This window comes from Synechococcus sp. JA-2-3B'a(2-13) (assembly GCF_000013225.1).
Classification (GTDB): Bacteria; Cyanobacteriota; Cyanobacteriia; order Thermostichales; family Thermostichaceae; genus Thermostichus.
In genome coordinates this window covers 43,687-65,779 of the sequence record NC_007776.1, presented here as the reverse complement: position 1 = coordinate 65,779, position 22,093 = coordinate 43,687, and the positions used below count along the sequence as shown (strand labels likewise).

The following is a 22,093-nucleotide window of genomic DNA, read 5'->3' as shown; positions in this document are numbered from 1 at the left end:
CAAGCTCCCCTAGGCGGTTTGCACTTGGCGCACCAACCCAGTCGTTTTCAGAGCAGCCAAAGCGCGATCCCGGTAACGGCCATAGCGCTCCTGCTTGTTGCGAAGCTTGCGCCCCTCCAAATCCGGCAACAGCCCAAAATTGGCCGGCATCGGCTGAAAGTGCCTGGGATCCGCGCTGCTGATGAACTGAAACAGGGATCCCATCATCGTTTCGGGGGGCAGCGTGATCAAGGGCAACCCCAGAGCCAGGCGGGCGGCGTTCTGTCCGGCCAACCATCCCCCTGCCACCGCGCAGGCATAGCCCTCGGTGCCCACCAACTGGCCGGCGGCAAACAGCGTGGGTCGGCGACGGAATTGCAAGGTCGGCCACAGAAGCTGGGGCGAATTCAAAAATGTATTGCGGTGCATCACCCCAAAGCGGACAAACTCCGCCTGTTCCAGGCCGGGGATGAGGCGAAAGACCCGCTGCTGTTCTCCCCATTTCAAGTTGGTTTGAAAGCCCACCAAGTTCCACAGCTGCCCTGCTTTGTCCTCTTGCCGCAACTGCACCACCGCGTAAGGACGGGATCCCGTGCGCGGATCCACCAGCCCCACCGGCTTCAAGGGGCCGAAACAGAGGGTGTCTTTGCCCCGGCGCGCCATTTCTTCAATCGGCAAGCAGCCCTCGAAAAACTTGCGCTCCTCCCGTTCAAAATCCTTGAGGGGCGCCTGCTCTGCCTCCACCAGCGCCCGCCAAAACCGTTCGTACTCCGCTTCCGTCATGGGGCAGTTGAGATAGGCTGCTTCCCCCTTGTCGTAGCGGGAAGCCTGAAACACCACCGCTCGGTTCAACGAATCCCCGGTAACAATGGGGCTAGAAGCATCGAAAAAGCTCAGGTACTCCAGGCCCGTAAAGGCTTGCAGTGCCTTGGCCAGGGGATCGCTGGTCAGAGGGCCGGTACAGAGGACGGCAATGCCCTCCGGGATCTCCGTCACCTCCTCCCGACGCAGGGTGATGCGGGGATGGTTTTGAATGGCTTCCGTGAGAGCCTGGCTGAAGCGGGCCCGATCCACTGCCAATGCCCCTCCTGCCGGCACTGCATGGCAATCCGCCGTCGCGATCACCAGGGATCCCAGTTGTCGCAGTTCTTCCTTGAGTAGCCCTGCCGCCCGATCGCTGGCTGCAGCCCCAAAGGAGTTGCTGCACACCAGCTCCCCCAACTGATCGGTGTGATGGGCCGGGCTCTGACGCACGGGGCGCATCTCCGAAAGGATGACAGGCAACCCTGCCTGGGCAATTTGCCAAGCAGCTTCTGTCCCCGCCAACCCCCCGCCCACAACATGGATGGGGGCAAAGGATCCCGCTCGTGCAAGCGGGCTGCAAGCCCTTGGGTTAGTTGGAGGGTTCATCACAACCTCCGGGAGGGAAGAGAAGAATAGAACGCACCCTGCCGAGGCCGGAAACGGCCCAGGTCAGACCCACTATACCAACCATCAGCATGGCCCGACCTGCACGAGGCAAGTGACCCAGAGGCGGGATACGCTACTAGATACGCTACTATAAGTACCCGCTGACACCCAGGATCCCGACCCATGACGGAAACGGCTGACCTTTGGCCACAGCTTTTGGGGCAGTTGCTGGATCGGCAATCTCTCAGCGAAGCCCAAGCTGAACAGTTGATGAACGGTTGGCTCCAGAACCAAGTGCCAGATGTGGTGTCGGGGGCGATTCTGGCGGCCCTGCAAGCCAAGGGTGTGAGCGCCGGTGAACTGGCCGGCATGGCACGAGTGCTACAGCGGGCTTCGCTGGGATCCCCGCTGGACTTGTCTCTCCTGGTGGATACCTGTGGCACCGGCGGCGATGGGGCCGGCACTTTTAACATTTCCACGGCGGTGGCCTTTGTGGTCAGTGCAGCCGGGATCCCGGTGGTCAAACATGGCAACCGTTCCGCCTCTGGCAAGGTCGGCTCGGCGGATGTGCTGGAGGCCCTGGGGGTGAACTTGGGGGCTGAGCCAGAGCGGGTGCGGGCGGCTGTGGCGGAAGTGGGCATCACCTTTTTGTTTGCTCCCCAGTGGCACCCGGCCATGCGGGCGGTGATCCCCTATCGGCGGGCCCTCAAGGTTCGCACCATTTTCAACCTGTTGGGGCCCTTGGTCAACCCCCTCTATCCCAACCGCCAGGTGATCGGGGTTTACGCCCAGGAGCTGGTGCCGGTAATGGCAGAGGCCCTGCGCCTGTTGGGACGGGAAGGGGCCATTGTGTTGCACAGCCGCGAAGGTCTCGACGAGGCCGGTCTGGATCAACCCACCGATCTGGGCATCCTGTCCGGTGGGCTGGTACGGACGGAAGTCTTGAACCCTGCAGATTACGAGCTAACCCTGGCACCCACCCAAGCTCTCAAGGGGGGGGATGTGGCGGAAAATGCCGCCATCCTCACCCAAGTTCTCCAGGGATCCGGGACGCCTGCCCAGCAGGATGTGGTGGCCTTGAATGCTGCTTTGGCCCTGCAGGTGGCCGGAGTGGCCCCCGATTGGAGAGCCGGGATCGCCCAAGCTCGCGAGATTCTCGCCAGGGGTGCCGCTTGGGATCGCTTGCAACAGCTGGTTCATTTTCTCAAGGCTTGATGCCGGTAGGAGCCCAGGAGAGGGCGACAGGGATCCCACCTGAGCCTAGGGCTAAAACTCCCGCCCTCGCCCAAAGGCCAGAACTTCATCCACCCCCAAGCGAGGCTTGCGCGGCAGGTTACCCGCTGCCGCATATCCAACCGCCAGCAGCATCACCGGCACGTAGCGGTCGGCAATGCCGAACTCCCGCTTTACCCCTTCCGGATCAAAGCCGATCATCGGCCCGCTCACCAAACCCTTGGCCTGAGCCGCGATCATCAGCGCCATGGCAGCCATCGCCCCAGAGCGAATCGCTTCATCCCGCGCCAAGGTGGGATTGTGGAGATAGGTTGCCTGGGCCATGTTCACCCAGCCTTCCGCTTTTTCGGGGGGGAGGATCCCGGCAGCAACGCTTCTTTGCACAATTTCAGGCAGTTTCTCATACCCCCGCAGATCCCCCAGGATGATAAACACCACCGATGCATCCGCCACCTTCTGTTGGTTGTAGGCCAGAGATTTGAGGCGCTCTTTGTCTTCCGGGTCGGTGACCGCAACAAACCGCCAGTGCTGAATGTTGAAGGAAGAAGGAGCTTCCGTAGCATAAGCCACCAGCTCTCGGATCTCCGCTTCCGATAAACGGCGGCTGGGATCCAATTTGTCGGCGGAAATGCGCTCTTTCAGGGCAGTTAGGGCGTCCATAGGGATCCTCAAGTGTCGGTAGAAAGGCTGCTCCCCCCAAAGGTAGGGGCAGGATTGGCAAATGGCTATACATTCCGTGTTCAAACGGTCTGTCTTCTTTGTTATCTCCCTTTTATCCAGCCTGTGGCAACCGGGTGAGGCACAAACTGGGCCTTGGCAGGGCAGGCAAGCGGGATCCCTAACGCAAAGGCAGGTATGATGGAAAAACAAACTGGTCTCATCTGGGTCGCCCGGTCGATTGTTGGATTGGTGTGGTTGATGGGGAGAAGCAATCGGTGAACTTCGGTCGAGTGCTGACGGCCATGGTTACCCCCTTTACTGATGAGGGGGAGCTTAACTACGATGAGGCCGCTCGTTTGGCCGATTACTTGGCAACCCACGGCAGTGACGGCTTGGTGGTCTGTGGCACCACAGGCGAATCTCCCACCCTAACCTGGCAAGAGGAGTATGAGCTGTTCCGCGTGGTGCGAGATGCCGTAGCCGGTCGGGCTAAGGTGATCGCCGGGACGGGATCCAACTCCACCCGTGAGGCCATTGAAGCCACAAAAAAGGCCGCTCAACTCGGTTTGGATGGCTCTCTGCAGGTGGTGCCCTACTACAACAAGCCTACCCAGGCCGGCCTTTATGAGCACTTCAAGGCCATCGCCCAAGCCAGTGACCTGCCCATCTTGCTCTACAACATTCCCAGTCGGACAGGGGCCAGTTTACAGCCGGAGACTGTAGCCCAATTAGCAGAATTGGAAACGGTTGTCGCCATCAAAGAAGCCAGTGGTATGATGGATGTAGCTTCGGAAATTCGGCGACTCACTCCCTCGCGTTTCGCCATCTATTCAGGGGATGACTCTCTGACGTTGCCGCTCCTATCTTTGGGGGGGAGCGGGGTGGTCAGTGTAGCCAGCCACCTGGTTGGGTTGCAGTTGCAGGAGCTGATCCAGAGCTACATCAGGGGGCAACACGATCAAGCTTTGGCCCACCACCTGCGCCTGTTTCCGTTGTTCAAGGTTTTATTCATCGAGACCAACCCAGTTCCGATTAAGGCCGCATTGGAGATGCAGGGTTGGCGAGTGGGTCGGGCGCGCCTTCCCCTAGCGCCTCTACAGCCCAGTTCTCTGCAGGTTTTGCGACAGGTGCTTGAAGAGATGGGCCTACTGGCTGAATCGAAGGGATCCGAACAAATGGCGACAAAAGTTTCATGATTGCATTTTTAGACTTTGCTTCTGCCATGACCACGGTTTTCAGGGGTTTGCAAGGGGCTCTTTTGTGGCGTTTGACCTGTGGGTAGGTAGCTTTTTCCCTGAAAAGCTCTTCCCCGGCCTGGGAAATGGATGAGTTGCGGCTTTCGCCCACAACTTTGTCGGGGATAGCTTGTGCCTATTTCTGTTTTTGTTTTTTTACTGTTGAGGATCTAAACCCATATGCCAACACCACGTTCTTCAGTTGCTTCTCGTTCTGTGATCCCACAATCCACCTCTTCCGTTCAGATGATTCCGCTGGGCGGCGAGCGGGAGATCGGCAAAAACACATGGGCCTTCCGCTACGAGGACGACATTATCCTCTTGGATGCCGGTTTGGCTTTTCCCGATGAGAGCATGCACGGCGTGAACATCGTGCTGCCGGACATGACCTACATCAAGCAAAACCGCGACAAAGTGCGGGGGATGGTGGTTACCCACGGCCACGAAGATCACATCGGTGGCATCCCGTATCACCTGCGGGAGTTCGATATTCCGGTCATCTACGGCCCCAGATTGGCGCTGGCGCTGCTGGAAGAGAAACTGCGGGAGGTGGGCCTGCTCAACCGCACAGAGCTGCGTCCTGTTGGCCCCCGTGAAATCGTTCCCTTGAGTAAGCACTTTTTTGCCGAATTCATTCGCAACACCCACTCTTTTGCCGATAGCTTTACGGTGGCTCTGCACACGCCTGTGGGCGTCATTATTCAGACCGGCGACTTTAAGATCGACCATACCCCCGTGGATGGGGAGTACTTCGACCTGCAGCGGTTGGCCGAACATGGGGAAAAGGGAGTGCTCTGCCTGATCAGCGACTCCACCAACGCTGAAGTGCCGGGGTTCACCCCCTCTGAAGCCTCAGTGGTGCCCGGTCTCACCAAGGCCATTGCCGGAGCCAAAGGGCGGGTGATCATCACTACCTTTGCTTCTTCGGTGCATCGTCTCAACTTGGTGCTGCAGATCGCCGAACAGCAGGGTCGGGTGGTGTCTCTGCTGGGCCGCTCCATGCTGAATGTGGTGGCTCACGCGCGGCGTTTGGGCTACATCCGCTGCAAGGACGAGACGCTGCAGCCGATGCATGTGATCAACAGCCTGCCGGATGACCGGGTGATCATCCTCACCACCGGATCCCAGGGAGAACCTCTAGCTGCTCTCACCCGCATTGCCAACGGCGAGCACCCGCAGTTGCAAATCAAGCCAGGCGACACGGTGGTGTGGTCGGCCAACCCGATCCCTGGCAACACCATCGCGGTCTCGCGGGTCATCGACAAGCTGATGGAGCTGGGAGCCAATGTCATTTACGGCAAAGACAAGGGCCTGCACGTTTCCGGCCACGGCTGCCAGGAAGACCAGAAGCTGATGATTGCCCTGACCCGCCCCAAGTTCTTCGTTCCCACCCACGGGGAATACCGCATGCTGGTCAAGCACGCCGAAACCGCCATGAGCATGGGGATCCCGCGGGAAAACATTGTAATCATCGACAACGGCGATGTGGTGGAGGTGAACCGGGAGCGCATTGCCATCACGGGCCGCGTCCCCTCTGGCCTGCAGATGATCGCCGCTTCCCACGATGGAGTGGTGATGGATGAGATGCTGCAGGAGCGGCAGCAGATCGCCAAAGATGGCATGGTGACGGTGGTGATCAGCCTGGACGGCAGCGGCCAGTTGCTCTGCACCCCGCAGGTGCAAACCTTTGGCTTGGCGGGGGAAGGGAACCAACTCAAGGGATCCGACCTGAAACCCCTTCTGGAGAACACCCTTCGGCAAGCGTGGCCCCAATTTGCTCGCTCGCTGGAGCGGGGCAGCCTGGACATCGACTGGGCCGGCCTTAAGGGCGAAGTGGAGCGGGTGGTGCGCCGTTTCTTGCGAGAACAATTGCCCGGCAGGCCCACGGTGGCGGTTTTTGTGCAATCCCCTGAAGAGGAGTCTGTGTCTTCTTTGGGTGTGGAAACCCAACCGGAGCCGGTAGCGGGTGCTCTGGGCCGGCGGCGGCGTTCCTCGGCAGCGGTAGCTGCTTCCTAAAACTGGCCCGTTCTCCGTGGCTGGATCGTCTAAGCGCCTTTGGGATCCCTTGCCGAGCGCAGGGATCCTTCCCATTGTGCCGGCTTGTATTCATCCGTGAGAAAACTGCGGAGGGCGGACTCTGCCGCCGCATCCCATTGCAGGGATCCCACCTCGCTAAAGGGAGGGCAGCGGGTTTGGGGAGGGATCGGTTGCCGAAAGGCGCTTAAGAAGGCATCGGCCAAATCGGCGTAGCCCCGGTCGTTGGGGTGAAACCCGTCGGCCAGCGGGCCGGGAAAGAAGGACTCGCGCCGGTAGGAGCGGGGATCGCAGAGCAAGTCCACCACTGGGATCCCCTGTTGGCTTAAGGGGTTGATGGCCCGTTGCGTGAGGCCAACCGAGATCAGGGAGAGCAGTTGGCGCACGCTGCTGGGTTGCTGCTGACCCAGAGGAATCAGGGCGAAGTTGGGCAGGTTAGCCACCGCCAGGCGAGCTTGAGGGGCGCGGGCACGCACCGCCTGCAGCAGGGTTTGGTAATCGGCGGCGAATTGTCGGATCTGTTGATCGACGAAGGGCAAGGGATCCTCACCTCGGAGAGCCCGTTGAGCCGCCGCCAGAGCGATGGCGTTGGTATCGTTTCCGCCCACCCAAATGGTGATCAGGGTGGCATCGGGGGGAAGGCGCGGCACTTGATCCTGCAGCAAATTGGCCGGGATCCCCTGCCTCAGGGCTTGCATGGCGGGGCTGAGCACCGCTCCCGAACGGCCCAGGTTGATAAGCTCCACTGGGCCGGGCAGCAAGCGAGCCAGGCGGGGCACATAGCCCGTTCCATTGGGGCAGTCCAGGGGCTCTGAGCGCTGGGGTCGAGTGCCGGCGGCGTTGGCTGGGCCATCACAGGAAATGGAGGCGTTGTAGCCAACGGCATCGCTGGCTCCCAGGGCAACGTAGCGGGTGAGGGTGGGTGGGCTGGGCACAACAGGGGATCCAGAACTGGCAGAGCAGGCGGTTAGCCCCAAACTGAGTATCAAAATCAGCAGGGAGAGGAGGAACACCCAGCTGTCTTGTTGTCTTGGAGTCGAGTTTTCTGGGGTTCGGGTGCTGGCATCCTTTGCAGAGAGAGGCATGGGAAAGCGGGCATAGATAGGGCGAGGCGGGAAGCACCCCCAGACAGGCTAGCCAAGGATCCCAAAATTGGCGAGGTATGGTGGGAGTATGCCGCTACGGTTTTGCAAGTCCCGCACCTACCACGATCCCCTGCATGGCGCCATCAGCCTGAATGGAGGGGACGCGGTTGAGGCTCTGCTCATTCGCCTGATCGATACGCCGGCCTTTCAGCGGCTGCGCCGCATCCGCCAGTTGGACACGGCCTTTTTTACCTTCCATGGGGCAGAGGGATCCCGCTTTACCCATTCGGTGGGGGTGCTGCAGGTAACGCGGCGGCTGTTCGACAAATTGGCCCATCGTCACCCGGAGCTGCGTCCCTATCGGGCGGTAACCTTGGCCTCGGCTCTGCTGCACGACATTGGCCATGCCCCTTTTAGCCATGCCGGGGAAGAGATCTTCGGCTGCCGGCACGAGGTTTGGACGGCCCGCATTCTCCGGGAGGATCCCCAGGTGAGGACGCTGCTGGCGGAGTTTGATTCCCAACTGCCGGCCCAGATGCAGCAAGTGCTGCAGAAGCAGTTTCCCCTGCCGCTGGTGGGGCAACTCATCTCCAGCCAACTGGACTGCGACCGCTTCGATTACCTGATGCGGGATAGCCTGCTCACGGGTGCCCAATACGGCCACCTGGACTTGGATCGCATCCTAACGGTGCTGGATTATGACCCGGAGACGGGATCCCTGTCCATCCCCGCCCGCAAAGGCCTGGGGGCCATCGAGCACTACCTGGTGGTGCGCTATTTCATGTACACCCAGGTGTACCAACATCCCAAAAGCTTGTGCGCCCGCTTCATCTTGGATCGGCTGTTCAAACGGGCGCAGGTTCTCTTGCAAAGGGGGGAGATTGAGCTGGATCCCATCCTCAGCGCTTGGTGCTGGGCCTCGCTGGCGGCTCAAAAAGGGGATCCCTTCGAGTTGCCGCTCCCCCTCTACTTGGCTGCCGACGATATCATCTTCAGCTACCCCATGCGCCTCTGGGCCATGTCGGGGAAGGATCCCATCTTGGCGGATCTGTCGCGGCGCTACTTGGAGCGGGATTTGTTCAAGGCCCGCAACATTACCCAGTTGTCTGAGGAACAACGCCAAACCCTGGTGGCTGCTGTGCAGGCCAAAATGCTGCGGGATGGGCTGGATCCTGAAAGCTATTTGGGCATCCGCTCTGCCCATGTCCAGGGCTATAGCTTTTATGACCAAGGGATCCAGCTCAAAACCGAGCGTGGCTATGAAGAAATTGCCCATCTTTCCCCTTTGGTGCGTGCCTTGGTGGAAACCCAGCGCCAGGTCTGGCTAATCTTTCCCCGGCCCTATGGCGATATCGTAGAAGGGGTTTTGTCTGCCTAGAAAATCATTGGGCCATCCCAGAGCTAGAGCATTAGAGGTGGGAATCTGTTCCTGAGCACATCTAAACAACGAGGGAAGCAGGAGTGGGGATCCGAGAAATCCTAACGGGGGTATTGTCCTTAACAGCTTTGGCGATTGCCCTGGTGGCTCTGCAACTGAGGCGAGCGTTGCGGGCTTCCCCCTGGCTGAGGGATCCCCCGGCGGAACAGGCAGGGGAAATCGCGGCCGGGATGGAGCGGCTGGCGGTGATCGTGCCCGCCTACAACGAGGCCGAGAACGTGGTGGGCTGCCTGAGCAGCATTCTGGACAGCACCTCTGCCCCTTTACAGGTGTGGTTGGTGGACGATGAATCCACGGATGCCACCTGGGAGCTGGCCCAAGCCCTGGCTGCCGAACGGCAAGATCCGCGCCTACACCTGCTCAAGGGGGATCCCCGTCCCAAAGGCCAAAGGTGGGTGGGCAAAAACTGGGCCTGTGCCCAAGCCGTCGCCCGCGTAGAAGCCGACTACTTGCTGTTTCTGGATTGCGACGTGCGGCTGGGATCCGGTGCCATTGAAGCGGCCTTAGGACATTTGCTGGCAAGCGGCAGCGGCTTGGTGAGTGTAGGGCCGCAATTGGTGTGCGGTTGCCTGGCGGAGTGGCTGGTGCAACCCATCATGATGACCATCCTGGCGGTGGGTTACAACTTTGCCGCCGTCAACGATCCCGACAACCCCAAAGCCTTTGCCTTTGGTCCCTTCCTGCTGTTTCGCCGCTCTGCCTACGAGCAAGTTGGCGGGCATGCCGGAGTGGCCGATGTGGTGATCGAGGATGTGGCCCTGGGGCAACGGATCAAAGCCCAGGGGTTGGGCCTGCAAATTTGCCTGGGAGGGCCGCGGGTGCGCAGCCGCATGTATGCCAACGGGGCTGCCCTTTGGGAAGGGTGGACCAAAAACTGGTTCCTGGGCCTGGAGCGCAACTGGGCCTTGGCGGTGTTGGCAATGGGTACGGTCTTGGGGATCTGCAGCTTGCCCTGGTTGGGGCTGATCCTGGCTGGGGCTACGGGATCCCTGGAGGTGCTGTTGGCCAGCTTTGCAGGGATCCTGGCCCAATTGGCCATCCGGCTTCTGCTCCGGCATTGGGCGCATCTGCCCCTCTGCTACTGGTGGCTAACGGCAGTGGGGGGTTGGGCGACAGCGGCCATCATCTTGGCTTCGGCCATCCGCACCACCACCGGCCGCAACTGGACTTGGCGGGGCCGTTCTCTCGCCGTCCACTGACCGGAGTGCGCCAACACCCCAGAAATGGTACAAGAACATGGTCTAATGGGGGATGTTCGGAAAACAGGCAAGCTGGGTTTAGAAACAGCGGAATAGCACACCATGCAGGCTCTGGTCATCGGATCTGGGGGGCGAGAACACGCTCTGGCCTGGAAGCTGTTGCAGTCTCCCCAGGTTACTCGGATCTACTGTGCCCCCGGCAACGGCGGCATGCAGCAGCTGCCCCGCTGTCAATCCGTGGCTTTGGCGGCTACCGACATTGAAGGCCTGGTGCGGTTTGCTACCGTACAAGGGATCCGCCTGACGGTGGTAGGGCCAGAGCTGCCCTTGGTGCAGGGGATCGTGGACGCCTTCCAGGCAGCAGGGTTGCCCATTTTCGGGCCTAGCCGCGCCGCTGCCCAACTGGAAGGAAGCAAACTCTGGGCTAAGCAATTGATGCAAGAGGCGGGGATCCCGACTGCTCGCGCTACCGGCTTTGCTGAGCTATCTGCCGCTGTGGCCTATCTCGACTCCCAGAGTTTCCCAGTGGTCATCAAAAAAGATGGACTGGCTGCCGGCAAGGGGGTAACCGTTGCCCAAAACCGGGAAGAAGCCGTGCAAGCCCTGGAAGCAGCCCTGGCCAAGCCGGGCGATCAGGTGCTGATCGAGGAGTTTATCCCCGGCCAGGAGGTGTCGGTTTTGGCTCTAACCGATGGCCAGATCTGTGTGCCGCTGCCACCTGCCCAGGACTACAAGCGCCTTGGCGAGGGCGATACTGGCCCCAACACCGGCGGTATGGGAGCTCATGCCCCTGCGGATCACCTGGTAACTCCAGAACTGTTGGCCCGCATCCAAGCCCAGATCCTGGATCCCACCCTGGAGGCTTTGCAACGGCGGGGCATCCGCTACCAGGGGGTGATCTATGCCGGTTTGATGATCACGCCCAGTGGGGATCCCTACGTGTTGGAGTACAACTGCCGCTTTGGGGATCCAGAGGCTCAAGTCCTCCTGCCCTTGCTGGAAAACCCTTTGGACGAGGTGCTGCTGGCCTGTATAGAAGGACGGCTGGCCCAAATCCAGCTCAAATGGAAACCCGGCTATGCCGCCTGCGTGGTGATGGCAGCCCCAGGCTATCCCGATGCCTACGAGCGAGGGATCCCCGTCTCCGGCTTGGATGCAGCTGCCACCACGGGGGCGTTGGTGTTTCATGCGGGTACCCGCCAGGCAGGCAAGCAGCTCCTGAGCGATGGCGGGCGCGTTCTCTGTCTTACCGGCCAAGGGGCAACCCTATCCGAGGCCCTGCGCCAAGCCTACGCAGCTGTGGAGCAAGTGCAGTTTCCCAAGGCCTACTATCGTTCTGACATCGGCAGCCACGCCCTGGGGCCTGCCGTCCGCCGAGGAGTGATCCCTACCCCATAAAGCCATCCCTTGCCCTCTCAGCTGCAGCCGGATGGAAGAAGCCCCAGAGGGGTCGCTCCTCCAGGGCCCATAAAGCAGCTTTGAAAAAAGCTTTGATGCTTAGACGATAGCGCTTTCGGTAACAAGACGGCAACAGTGATATCAAAAGCTCAACTTTACTTTAGATTCCTTAACAATAGCCCTCTGCTTTGACTAGGCACGGATATTGCTGAGCTGAGTCTCTCCCCTCTCGAGGGGGATCCCCCATTAGCCCACTTGAACTGTTGCGGACCCGGATCCCCTAGAGCAGGCATTTCCTCTCCCAGGGTGGAAGAGGGGTTGGGGGTGTTCGTCTGGGGCAGCGCATGGCAGAGAAGACTATCTCTCTCAAATAGATTCAGCTAGAAATCGCAGGAGCCCCGCACTGTACCCGTAGGGTCGGTGTCGGGAGGAATGCGCTTTGATGAAGTACAATGAACTTATGAGCCAAGTCCTGACCATATCCTGTAAGCTCAAGGTAGCCCAGTCGCAAGCCGCCAAATTGGACGCGACGATGGAGGCTTTTGGCCAAGCCTTGAACTGGGTCAACCAGAACACGCCGGAGAAGATCGTCAACGCGGTCAAACTGCAATCCCTTTGCTACTACGAGATTCGAGCCCGGTTCGGCTTGTCCAGTAACTTGGCTCAACAGGTGTGCAGACGGGTAGCGGGTTCCCGCAAAGTGGCTAAGCAGAAAAAGCGTCCCGTCAAGGAGTTTAAGAGCGGCTTTGTTACCTACGACGCACGCATCTTCTCGTTCCGTCAAAAAGACTGGACGGTGTCGCTGACCACGGTGGAAGGGAGAGAACGCTTTGAACTGGCCATTGGCAACTACCAGCGTGGGATGCTGGCTGGTTCCAACCCCAAATCTGCCACCCTGGTCCAGCGGAAGGATGGCTCCTACTACATCCAGATTTGCGTAGAGAAAAAACCACCCAAGCAACAAGATACCGACAAGGTGATCGGGGTGGACTTGGGAAGGACGGATATTGCTCATACGTCAGAGGGGGACAACTGGAATGGACAGCAGTTGAACAGAGTCCGCGACCACTACTCCAAGCTGAGGGCGGCACTCCAACGCAAAGCCAGTAAGGGCACACGCAGTTCGCGGCGCAGATGCAGAGAACTGTTGCAACGGCTGTCTGGCAAGGAGAGACGCTTTCAGTCGCGTCAGCGTTGCGTAGCAAAAACGTGGGTCAATCATCGCATCTCCAAAGCTATTGTCTCTAGGGCAAAAGCTACCAACAGCGCTATCGCTCTGGAAGACCTGACAGGGATCCGGGAAAGGGTCAATCAACAGCCACGCAGCAAAACCGAAAGGCGCAGGGCCAACAGTTGGGCGTTCTACCAACTGAGGCAGTTTCTGGAATACAAGGCTCTGCGTGCGGGGGTTGCTCTGATTCTTGTTCCGCCTGCCTACACGTCGCAGACCTGCCACCGGTGTTTGCACATCCATCCCGACCCTGCGCAATCCTATCGCAGTGGTAAGTCGTTCAAGTGTGGGCACTGTGGATGGGAAGGGGATGCGGATTTGAATGGTGCAAACGTAATTGCGCTCTTGGGGGCTGTCGTAAACCAGCCTAGAGGTCCGGGCTTGTTTTGTTCTCTGGTAGAGCAGAACAGGCTCAGGGCTACTGAAAGCCCGCTCCGTATCGCTTAGCGGTCGGAGCCGGGTAGTTTACAGTAACTGCAATCACCATCCCTCGCCATCTTCAGGCCAAACTCTCGCAGAGCGGGCAAGAAATTTTTGTTTTCGTGATGGGATCGGCTCAACTTCAGCAAGGCAAATCTCTGGATATCGTGCAAGTTTCTCCAGAAATCGAGGGCAAGCCGGATCCCCAGGTCTTGAGCTTTTTGTTGGACAGCCATTGGGATCTGGTTGGGATTTTGCCATTCAGGCTGGGGATCAATGGGAATCTCTTGCGCCTCTTCGTGGCAGATGGAGCGAACCAAATGGCGCAGATGGTTGCGGAGTTCTTCTAGATCCTGTGGAGATTCAGAGGGCCAATCAACACACTTCCGCCGCTCTTCTAAGGAAAACTTGGCCCATTGATGGAGCTTGAGCTTGATCCCGCACAAATCCAGCTTTAGGCGCAAGGTCATGGGGATGCATCGCAGAGAGTCGGCAAAATCTTGCTCAAACTGAAACAGAGTCATGGGAACCTCGATTAGGAACCAAATCTAGAGTTGAGGGGATTGCTTGAGCGGTGGGTCGGCTTTCTCAAGAGCAACGGCACAGGCTTTTAATTCCGGCTGGCCGGAATCGGGACAACTGATGTCATGGGTAAGGGCATTACACTCGGCTTGTTCTGCCCAGAGGGATCCCCAGTGCATGGGCACAAACACTGTTCCAGGGGCGATGTTGGCAGTTATCTTGGCCGGGAAATAGGCCCGCCCGCGGGCAGAACGCACTTGAACCCAATCTCCATCTTGGATGCCCAGCTTTTCCGCATCGCGAGGATGGATTTCAATAAAGGGTTGGGGGTGCATTTGCTTGATTTTTTCAATCCTGCCGGTGCGGGTTTGGGTGTGCCAATGGCCGTAAAGCCTGCCCGTGGTTAATACGTAGGGAAACTGGGGATCCGGCGGCTCTGCTAGGCCACGGGAATGGTGGGGGATAAAGCGGGCGCGGCCATCGGGGGTCGGGAAACGCCAATCTGTGTAGAGGCGAGTGGACTTAGGGGCCGAGGTTCTTTCTTTGGGATAAGGCCATTGCTGAGGGCCTCGTTCTGCCAAAAGGGCATGGCTGAGGCCGGAGTGATCGCAGAGGCGATTTGCGGTAAGGGCGGCAAATTCTGCATAAACCTCTGCCGCGGTTTGGAAGGAAAATTGCGCTTCAAAGCCCAACCTGCGCCCCACTTCAGCAAAGATCTCCCAATCGGGTCGGGCTTCGCCAGGGGGATCTCGAAAGGCTTGACAAAGGGTAACCCTGCGCTCGGAGTTGGTCATCACCCCGGTTTTCTCGCTCCACTGACAGGCAGGCAAAAGCAAATGGGCATATTCTGCCGTTTCTGTAGGGTAATAAGCCTCTTGATAAACAGTAAAGGGAGACTTTTTCAGGGCTTTTTTGACCCGTTCCAGATCCGGAAAGCTCACCAAAGGATTAGTGGCCACAATCCAGAAGAACTGCAGGGATCCCGTCTCCAGAGCGGCAATCATCTCGGTGGCCCTCAGTCCTGGGTGGGGGGAGATGGAGCCGCCGGGCAAACCCCAAGCCTGCTCCACCTCTGCCCGATGCTGGGGCTGGCTCACCAGCCGATATCCCGGCAGCAGATGGGATAACCCCCCTGCCTCTCGACCGCCCATGGCATTGGGCTGGCCGGTCAAGGAAAAGGGGCCCGTCCCCGGTCGGCCAATTTGCCCGGTCAGGAGATGCAGGTTGATTAAGCTGGTGATCTTGGCGGTGCCCTCACTGGACTGGTTTAGGCCCATCGACCAAAGGGAGAGAACCCTTTGGGATCCCTGCCAAAGCTTGGCTGCTTCGATCAAATCCTCGGTGGCAATTCCGCAGCGCTGGGCCACAATCTGCGGTTCATAATCGGCCAGCAAAGCTGCATATTCAGCAAAACCTTGGGTGCAGCCCTCGATAAAATCAGCAGCAATGGATCCCCACTTTAACAACAAATGGGCAATCCCATTGAAAAGATCGATATCCGTACCGGGGCGAATTTTTAAGTGGAGATCGGCAGCTTCTGCTGTCTGAGTGCGCCGGGGATCCACGACCACCATTTTGAGGGGGGATCCGGGCTTGTGCCGCTTCTTCAAGCGATTAAAAAGAATGGGATGGCACTCGGCGGTGTTGGTGCCCACCAGAAAAGCCAGATTGCAGAGATCGAGATCCTCGTAGCAGCAGGGGGGGCCATCGGATCCCAGGGATTGGGTGTAGGCCGAGACGGCTGAGGACATGCACAGGCGCGAGTTGGTGTCGAAATTGTTGGTGCCCAGGCAGCCCTTAATGAGCTTTTGAGCAACGTAATAGTCTTCAGTGAGCAACTGCCCCGATCCATACATAGCCATGGAGTGAGGGTTGTCTTTGAGGCAGCGCAGCCGAGAAACCATCTCCTCAAAAGCCTGATCCCAAGAAATGCGACGAAAGGGCTGGCCCAAGCTCTCCCGAAACAGGGGATAGAGCAGCCGATCTCGACCAACTGCCTCCAGAACCGTAGCCCCCTTTACACAGACCATCCCCAAGCTGGAAGGATGCTCCCGGTCGCCTCTTATTTTCCAGCCACCTGAGGCTGTCGAAACCGCTTCCAATCCACACCCTACGCCGCAGTAGGGACATAGGGTTTTGATGACGGCTTTTTCCGGCTCCATCGCGGTCACCATGAGTGGGGATCCCTGTCAGGATGGATAAGTGTCTTGCATTTTGGATCCCGATAGGCCATCAGGTTAAGGATCTCTCAGCCGAGGAGATCGGCCACTTGGATCTCAAATCCGGGCAATACAACCTGGCTTTTGGCAGTCTCTTGTTCGGTTAGCCAAAGGTGGCGATCCTGAGTCTGGATAAAAATAAATTTGCTTTTGGGAAAAACCAGCCAGACTTCCAGCGCACCGGAGCTGAGATACTCCTGGGCTTTCAAGAAAATGTCCTCTCCAGAGTCGGTTGGGGAGAGGATCTCTCCGGTGAGGGGATAGCTCTGCGGCAAAGTGGCAATATCCTCTCCAAATTGCTGGATTAAATCTGGAGACAGGTAGGCAACATCAGGTCTTCTGACTTTGCCTGTCGTTTGGCAGGGAGCCTTCACCAAAACCATACCCCCCAATGGCAGACATTCAACATAACCGAGCCAACGGAAGAGAAGTCGGGTTTGGATCTTTGCATGCCCTAAGGTTTGCCCCACTTTCTCCACAATGTAGCCATCTACCCATTTGGTTGGAGCAACTGGGTTGGCCAGACAGTCGGCAAGGGTTTTGGGCAGGGCAAGACCCGCTCCTCCATTGGGAGATCGGTTGGAACTACCTGAACCGGAGCAGCGGCCATCAACTTCCCTCTCCAAGTATTTTGAACCCTAGCTCAATCCCCTCCATGGGCAAAGCGGCGATAGAGGAAGTCAAGGGCGCGGTTACGCAATTCGTAGAACTCAGGCATTTCCATAATGCGGGAGCGGATGCGCGGTCGCTCAAAGGGAATGGTCAAGATCTCACCAATATGGGCAGCGGGGCCGTTGGTCATCATCACCACACGGTCTGACAAGTAGAGAGCCTCGTCGATGTCGTGGGTAATCATCAAAACTGTGCAGCGGTGATCCCGCCAAATGGCCAGCAGCTCATCTTGTAGATCTTCCTTGGTAATGGCATCCAAGGCCCCAAAAGGCTCATCCAAGAGCAAAACTTGCGGACGAACGGCAAGAGCACGGGCAATGGCTACCCTTTGCTTCATGCCTCCAGAAAGCTGCTTGGGCCGCTTGTGGGCTGCCTCTGCTAAACCTACCAATTCTAGGTGTTCTTCAACGATTTCCCTTTTCTCCCGCCGGGATTTGTTTGGGTAAACCTGATCCACCACCAGATAAATATTTTCAAAGGCAGTCAGCCAGGGCAAAAGGGAATAATGTTGAAACACCATCATCCGATCTGGCCCTGGGGAGGTGATGGGCTGGCCCTTGAGGGCGATGGATCCCGAAGTGGGAGTCGAAAAACCCGCCACCATGTTGATCAAGGTGGATTTGCCACAACCCGAGTGGCCGATAATGCAAACAAACTCACCGGCGGCCACTTCCAGATTGATATTTTCCAGCGCAACGAAGGGCCCTGCTGAGGTGAAGTAGGTCTTGCCCACATTCTGAAGACAAAGAAGGGGCAGTCCTGCAACCGGAGATGCAGAAGATAGCGGTGAGGAAGATAGGCGAGAACTGGTCATCATGGTGTTTTCCAATCGAGAGTTTAAGGTAACAAAAGCTAAACTTCGCTGAGCTGGTACTCCTGCAGCTTCAGATCCTGCCGGATGGCCACCGACTCCAGGTAAGCAACGGGATCCTCTCCGTCAAAGCGGGATCCATCGCCAAAGAGTAAAGCTCCGCGGTCGTGGGCCCGATCCGGAAGGCCCAGTTCTCTGGCGGCTAGGGCGTAGGTTTCGCTGTCCAGAACTTGGTCGAGAACCGAAACCCAATTGCGGGGAAAAGCGCAGAGTCCCCAGCGAGCCATCTGCGTCAGGATCCAGAGGTGTTCCAATCTTTCCGGACAGGTGTTGCGCCCGTTGGCAAACTGGTGAAAACCGGTGAGGGCTTGGGATTCATCGGCAATTCCCCGCTGCAGAATACCCGTCCACCCCGGCTGCAGATCCTCCAGGGCCACGCCCACATACTGGGGCTGAGCCAGCCACTCCAAGATCTCAGAACGGTGCTGCGGCTGATCGCAGTAGTGACAAGCCTCCAGTAGTGCCTTGACCAGAGCTACATGGGTACGGGGGTAGTTTTGCGCCCAATCCTGGCGCACTGTCAGCACTTTTTCAATGTGGCTGGGCAAGATTTCGAGAGTGGTGGTGACGATAAATCCCAACTGTTCCCGCACGGCGCGGGAGTTCCAGGGCTCGCCCACGCAGTAGCCATCGATGTTGCCGGCCTTGAGGTGGGCCACCATCTGCGGGGGTGGGATCACCGTCAACGTAACGTCCCGATCCGGATCCACCCCCCCACCGGCCAGCCAGTGCCGCAACAGGAAGTTTTGCATGGAAGCCGGATGAACCACTCCCAGGGTGTGGACTGTGTCGGGGGTGTGGTTGAGGTATTGGCGAAAATCCGCCAGGCTTTGAACGCCTCGCTCCAAAAGTCTGCGCCCAAAGGTAATGGCGTTGCCGCCACGGGAGAGGGTTAAGGCGGTTACCAAAGGCACCGGAACTCCCCCTACTCCCAAGGTGGAAGCCAACGGGATCCCGGCCACCACCATGGCCGCATCCAGCCGACCGGAGCGGATCCCTTCCCAGATGGTCTTCCAGCCTGGCTCCCGCACCAGGGTGACCTGCTCCAGGCCATGCTTTTGAAACAGGCCTTTTTCCTGCGCCACCACCAGAGGCGCGCAGTCGTTGAGGGGCACAAAGCCAATCTCCAAATTGACCTTCTCCAGGCCGTGTTTGGCAATGGCCACGCGAACAGGCGTTTTTTGGCGAGCCCGCTTTTGCTGGTTGAGAAAGTAGATCATCTCTCCCCGCAGGCTGTAGTAGTCGGGGTGACGCACCACTTCCAAACGATGGCGGGGTCGAGGAAAAGGGATCCGCAAAATCTGGCCAATGCGGGCCTCCGGGCCATTGGTCATCATTACCACCCGATCCGAAAGCAGCAGCGCCTCATCCACATCGTGGGTAACCATGACACAGGTGAGCTGCTCCGCCTGGGCAATCTCCATCAGTTGCTCCTGCAGGTTGCCGCGCGTCAAGGCATCCAGAGCGCCAAAGGGCTCATCCAACAGCAGCACCCGCGGACGGATGGCCAAAGCCCGGGCAATGGCTACCCGCTGTTTCATCCCTCCTGACAGATGGGCCGGTCGCTTGTCGGCTGCCCCCTGCAACCCCACCTGGCGGATGTGCTCTTCCACAATCCGGCTTCGCTCTGCTTTGGGAAGGGATCCCAGCACCTCGTCCACAGCCAGGGCAACGTTCTCCCGCACGGTCAGCCAGGGCAGCAGGGAATAGTTCTGAAACACCACCATGCGATCTGGGCCGGGATCTGTAACCTGTCGGCCCTCCAGGAGAATGCCTCCGCGGGAAGGCTTTTCCAGGCCGGCGATGATGTTGAGCAGGGTCGATTTGCCACAGCCGGAGTGGCCGATCAACGAGACAAATTCCCCCTTTTGGATCTCCAGGTGGATGTCTTTCAGGACAGGATAGACCTCTCCGTTGTCGAGGAGAAATTCCTTGTCGACATGATCCACTTCAATGTAAGGCTGAGTCTTCATGATTCCCCTGAGATGATTTCTGAGAGCATGGAGAAATTGTCAGCAACCAATCTAAAACTCGGCCAAGCTCATTTAGCGATCCTCAGCCACCACCAGCGAGCCAATCCAAGCCGTGATCCGATCCAGCAGAAGACCCACCATCCCGACATAGATCAAAGCCAGAATGATTTCGCTGATGCGGGAGCTATTCCAGGCATCCCAGATGAAGAACCCGATGCCCACACCGCCAATCAACATTTCCGCTGCCACAATGGCCAGCCAAGACAAGCCCACCCCAATGCGCAAGCCGGTAAAAATATAGGGCACAGTTGCCGGGAAAACGATTTTGAAAAAGTACTTCCAGCCGGACATGCGCACAATTCTGGCCACGTTGCGGTAGTCCTGTGGGATCTGCTGTACGCCGACAACGGTGTTGATCAAAATGGGCCAGAGGGCCGTAATGAAGATTACGAAAATGGCGGAAGGGTTGGCATCTCGAAAGGCAGCCAAAGAAATCGGCAGCCAGGCCAAAGGCGGCACCGTGCGCAGCACCTGAAAAATGGGATCCAAAGCCTCGTACAGCCAGCGATTGACCCCGATGATCATGCCGCCCACAACCCCCACCAAGCCGGCCAGGGCAAACCCAATGAACACCCGCCGCAAGCTGGCCCAAATTTGCCAGAACAGCCCTTTGGCATTGCCGCCATAGTCAAAAAAGGGATCTTTAATGAGGGGATCCCAGGTGTCCTGCCAAACCTGGAGAGGGGTGGGCAAGTTGGCTCCGGGGCGGCTGTAAATGATTTGCCAGAGAATCAGGACGAGCAAAATGGCCGTAGCGGGCAACAGAATGCGACGCAGCGCTTTGTGGATTTGGACTCTTTGCCGCCAAGCAGAAGAAGGTGCAGAACTGGCGGGGGAACCGATTCCGGTACTGGACTGAAGAACAGAACCTTGGCCGGTTTTCAGCAGCCAGTGGCCTAGGCCAACCAGTAGGGGAAGCAGGATCCGAAAGAGGTGGTAGCCCAACTGTAGGGCAGAGTGGAAAATCCTCATGGCTTGCTGGGAGTAAGGTTGAAGTCAACTTAAGAGGATCCCAAGAGAGAAGGGGTTTCAGTTGAACACTCTTTGTGGGGATTCGGGGATCCCTTCTCTCCTGGACAGAGGGTTTGCAGCTAACTTGCTGGGGAAAGTTGGGAAATTAGGCCAGCTTCTTAATCGCCAATTTCTCCAGGTAGGCGGCAGGATTTTCGGGATCGAACTGCACCCCGTCGAAGAAGGTTTCCACTCCTCGGGAAGGGCTGGGGGGAATGGCCGCCTCCTGGCCAATGGCTTTGGCAGCTTCCCGCCAGAGTTCTTCCCGATTCACCCGCTCCACCAAGGCTTTGGTATCGGTGTCGGCAGGTAGGTAACCCCAGCGAATGTTTTCGGTCAAGAACCAGAGATCGTGGCTCTTGAAGGGGTAGGAAGCGTAGTTCTGCCAGAACTTCATCAGGTGGGGGCTGTTTTCAACGACCTTGCCGGTGCCGTAGTCAAAAGTGCCCCGAGAACGGCCCAAGATATCGGTCACGGGAACCCCCAGCCAGCGGCGGTCGCCGATGATGCGACACATCTCCTCTTTGTTTTCCATCTGGTCGCACCAGATCTGGGCTTCCAGCACCGCTTTCAACAGGGCAAGGGTGGCTTTCGGGTGCGCATCCACCCAGTCGGCCCGCAGGGCAAAGGCCTTTTCCGGGTGGCCGTTCCACAGCTCGCCGGTGGTGAGGGCACTATACCCCTCTTTTTGGTTCACCAGCTGGGCATTCCAAGGCTCGCCCACACAGAAGGCTTCCATGGTTCTGGATTTCATATTGGCCACCATCTGCGGCGGCGGCACCACAATGATGGAGACGTCGCTAGTGGGATCGATCCCGCCTGCGGCCAGCCAGTAGCGCATCCACACGTCGTGGGTGCCACCAGGGAAGGTCATTGCACATTTGGGATCCCCGCCGGCAGCTCGGACCTCGGCAAACTTGGCCTTGAGGGGGGAACTATCCAGGCCGATTTGCAAATCCCGATATTGGTTGGAAATGCTAATGCCCTGACCGTCCAGATTGAGACGGGCCAAAATGTACATAGGCACCGGCTTGCCATCGGTAACTTTGCCGGTGGTGATGAGGTAGGGCATGGGGGTGAGGATGTGTGCCCCATCGATGCCGCCGGCGGCGGATCCCAGCACCAAGTTGTCGCGGGTGGTGCCCCAAGAGGCCTGCTTGACCACCTCCACATCTTTCATGCCGTACTTGTCGAAAAACCCCTTCTCTTTGGCGATGATCAGGGGGGCCGCGTCGGTTAGAGCGATGAACCCCAGCTTGGCGCTGGTGGTTTCGGGAGTATCGGCCTGCGCCACCCAGTAGCCTTTGCCCAAGGATTGCGATTGGGCGCGCGGGATCCCAGCCGTGGCCGCCCCAGCCGTGAGAGCAGCCACCCCGGCCAAAAATTGCCGACGGGAGACGGGAGAGGAAGTGCTGAACAGCTTAGACATCGAAACCTCCAAGA

At 58.5% G+C, this 22,093-nt stretch carries 17 protein-coding genes; 7 read left to right on the top strand and 10 right to left on the bottom strand.

What is annotated here, in order from left to right; genetic code table 11:
* Positions 1–9: 9 nt before the first annotated feature.
* The gene (gene trmFO / locus CYB_RS00230) at positions 10–1,389 is read right to left on the bottom strand and encodes an FADH(2)-oxidizing methylenetetrahydrofolate--tRNA-(uracil(54)-C(5))-methyltransferase TrmFO (RefSeq protein WP_011431723.1); all 1,380 of its coding nucleotides are present in this window, start codon (positions 1,387–1,389) and stop codon (positions 10–12) included.
* 183 nt (positions 1,390–1,572) lie between these two features.
* On the opposite strand from trmFO, the gene trpD reads away from it, so the two are divergent.
* Complete coding sequence (trpD, locus tag CYB_RS00225; protein WP_011431722.1) at positions 1,573–2,604, top strand: anthranilate phosphoribosyltransferase; 1,032 nt, start codon at positions 1,573–1,575, stop codon at positions 2,602–2,604.
* 51 nt (positions 2,605–2,655) lie between these two features.
* Here trpD and CYB_RS00220 read toward each other — a convergent pair whose 3' ends face one another.
* Positions 2,656–3,282 carry a nitroreductase family protein gene (locus tag CYB_RS00220; RefSeq protein WP_011431721.1) on the bottom strand — a complete coding sequence of 209 codons (627 nt, stop codon included), beginning with the start codon at positions 3,280–3,282 and terminating at the stop codon, positions 2,656–2,658.
* A 251-nt stretch (positions 3,283–3,533) separates the two neighbouring features.
* Between CYB_RS00220 and dapA the strand changes: the two genes are divergently transcribed.
* Positions 3,534–4,478 (top strand): 4-hydroxy-tetrahydrodipicolinate synthase, encoded by a 945-nt coding sequence (dapA, locus tag CYB_RS00215; protein WP_369791758.1) that lies wholly within the window; start codon positions 3,534–3,536, stop codon positions 4,476–4,478.
* A gap of 219 nt (positions 4,479–4,697) precedes the next feature.
* A complete protein-coding gene (locus CYB_RS00210; protein ID WP_011431719.1) occupies positions 4,698–6,533 on the top strand; it encodes a ribonuclease J in 1,836 nt (611 codons plus the stop codon).
* 29 nt (positions 6,534–6,562) lie between these two features.
* Here CYB_RS00210 and CYB_RS00205 read toward each other — a convergent pair whose 3' ends face one another.
* Entirely contained in the window at positions 6,563–7,564 is a 1,002-nt protein-coding gene (locus CYB_RS00205; protein WP_238376829.1) for an SGNH/GDSL hydrolase family protein, read from the bottom strand.
* Positions 7,565–7,724: 160 nt separating this feature from the next.
* Here CYB_RS00205 and CYB_RS00200 point away from each other — a divergent pair, with 160 nt between their 5' ends.
* The 4 genes from CYB_RS00200 (at position 7,725) to CYB_RS00185 (ending at position 13,349) form a co-directional block, all read left to right on the top strand.
* Positions 7,725–9,014, top strand: coding sequence for an HD domain-containing protein (locus CYB_RS00200; protein ID WP_011431717.1), 1,290 nt, complete (start codon positions 7,725–7,727; stop codon positions 9,012–9,014).
* Positions 9,015–9,097: 83 nt separating this feature from the next.
* Positions 9,098–10,273: a glycosyltransferase gene (locus tag CYB_RS00195; protein WP_238376828.1), complete on the top strand. Its 1,176-nt coding sequence runs from the start codon at positions 9,098–9,100 to the stop codon at positions 10,271–10,273.
* A gap of 102 nt (positions 10,274–10,375) precedes the next feature.
* Complete coding sequence (purD, locus tag CYB_RS00190) at positions 10,376–11,671, top strand: phosphoribosylamine--glycine ligase (protein ID WP_011431715.1); 1,296 nt, start codon at positions 10,376–10,378, stop codon at positions 11,669–11,671.
* 460 nt (positions 11,672–12,131) lie between these two features.
* Positions 12,132–13,349, top strand: coding sequence for an RNA-guided endonuclease InsQ/TnpB family protein (locus CYB_RS00185; protein ID WP_011431714.1), 1,218 nt, complete (start codon positions 12,132–12,134; stop codon positions 13,347–13,349).
* Here CYB_RS00185 and CYB_RS00180 read toward each other — a convergent pair.
* The 7 genes from CYB_RS00180 to CYB_RS00150 all read right to left on the bottom strand — a co-directional run bounded on the left by CYB_RS00180 (position 13,346) and on the right by CYB_RS00150 (position 22,079).
* Positions 13,346–13,846, bottom strand: coding sequence for a nitrate reductase associated protein (locus CYB_RS00180; protein ID WP_011431713.1), 501 nt, complete (start codon positions 13,844–13,846; stop codon positions 13,346–13,348). The two genes, CYB_RS00185 and CYB_RS00180, sit on opposite strands and share 4 nt — an antisense overlap.
* 24 nt (positions 13,847–13,870) lie before the next feature.
* Positions 13,871–16,006, bottom strand: a complete 2,136-nt coding sequence (locus CYB_RS00175; protein WP_011431712.1) for a molybdopterin oxidoreductase family protein — start codon at positions 16,004–16,006, stop codon at positions 13,871–13,873.
* Between the two features lie 86 nt (positions 16,007–16,092).
* Positions 16,093–16,689, bottom strand: coding sequence for a Uma2 family endonuclease (locus CYB_RS00170; protein ID WP_011431711.1), 597 nt, complete (start codon positions 16,687–16,689; stop codon positions 16,093–16,095).
* A gap of 17 nt (positions 16,690–16,706) precedes the next feature.
* Positions 16,707–17,549, bottom strand: coding sequence for an ABC transporter ATP-binding protein (locus CYB_RS00165; RefSeq protein WP_011431710.1), 843 nt, complete (start codon positions 17,547–17,549; stop codon positions 16,707–16,709).
* A 38-nt stretch (positions 17,550–17,587) separates the two neighbouring features.
* Positions 17,588–19,579: a nitrate ABC transporter ATP-binding protein gene (locus tag CYB_RS00160; RefSeq protein WP_011431709.1), complete on the bottom strand. Its 1,992-nt coding sequence runs from the start codon at positions 19,577–19,579 to the stop codon at positions 17,588–17,590.
* A gap of 72 nt (positions 19,580–19,651) precedes the next feature.
* Positions 19,652–20,611, bottom strand: coding sequence for a nitrate ABC transporter permease (gene ntrB, locus CYB_RS00155; protein WP_011431708.1), 960 nt, complete (start codon positions 20,609–20,611; stop codon positions 19,652–19,654).
* A gap of 145 nt (positions 20,612–20,756) precedes the next feature.
* A complete protein-coding gene (locus tag CYB_RS00150) occupies positions 20,757–22,079 on the bottom strand; it encodes a CmpA/NrtA family ABC transporter substrate-binding protein (RefSeq protein WP_011431707.1) in 1,323 nt (440 codons plus the stop codon).
* Between the last annotated feature and the right edge of the window lie 14 nt (positions 22,080–22,093).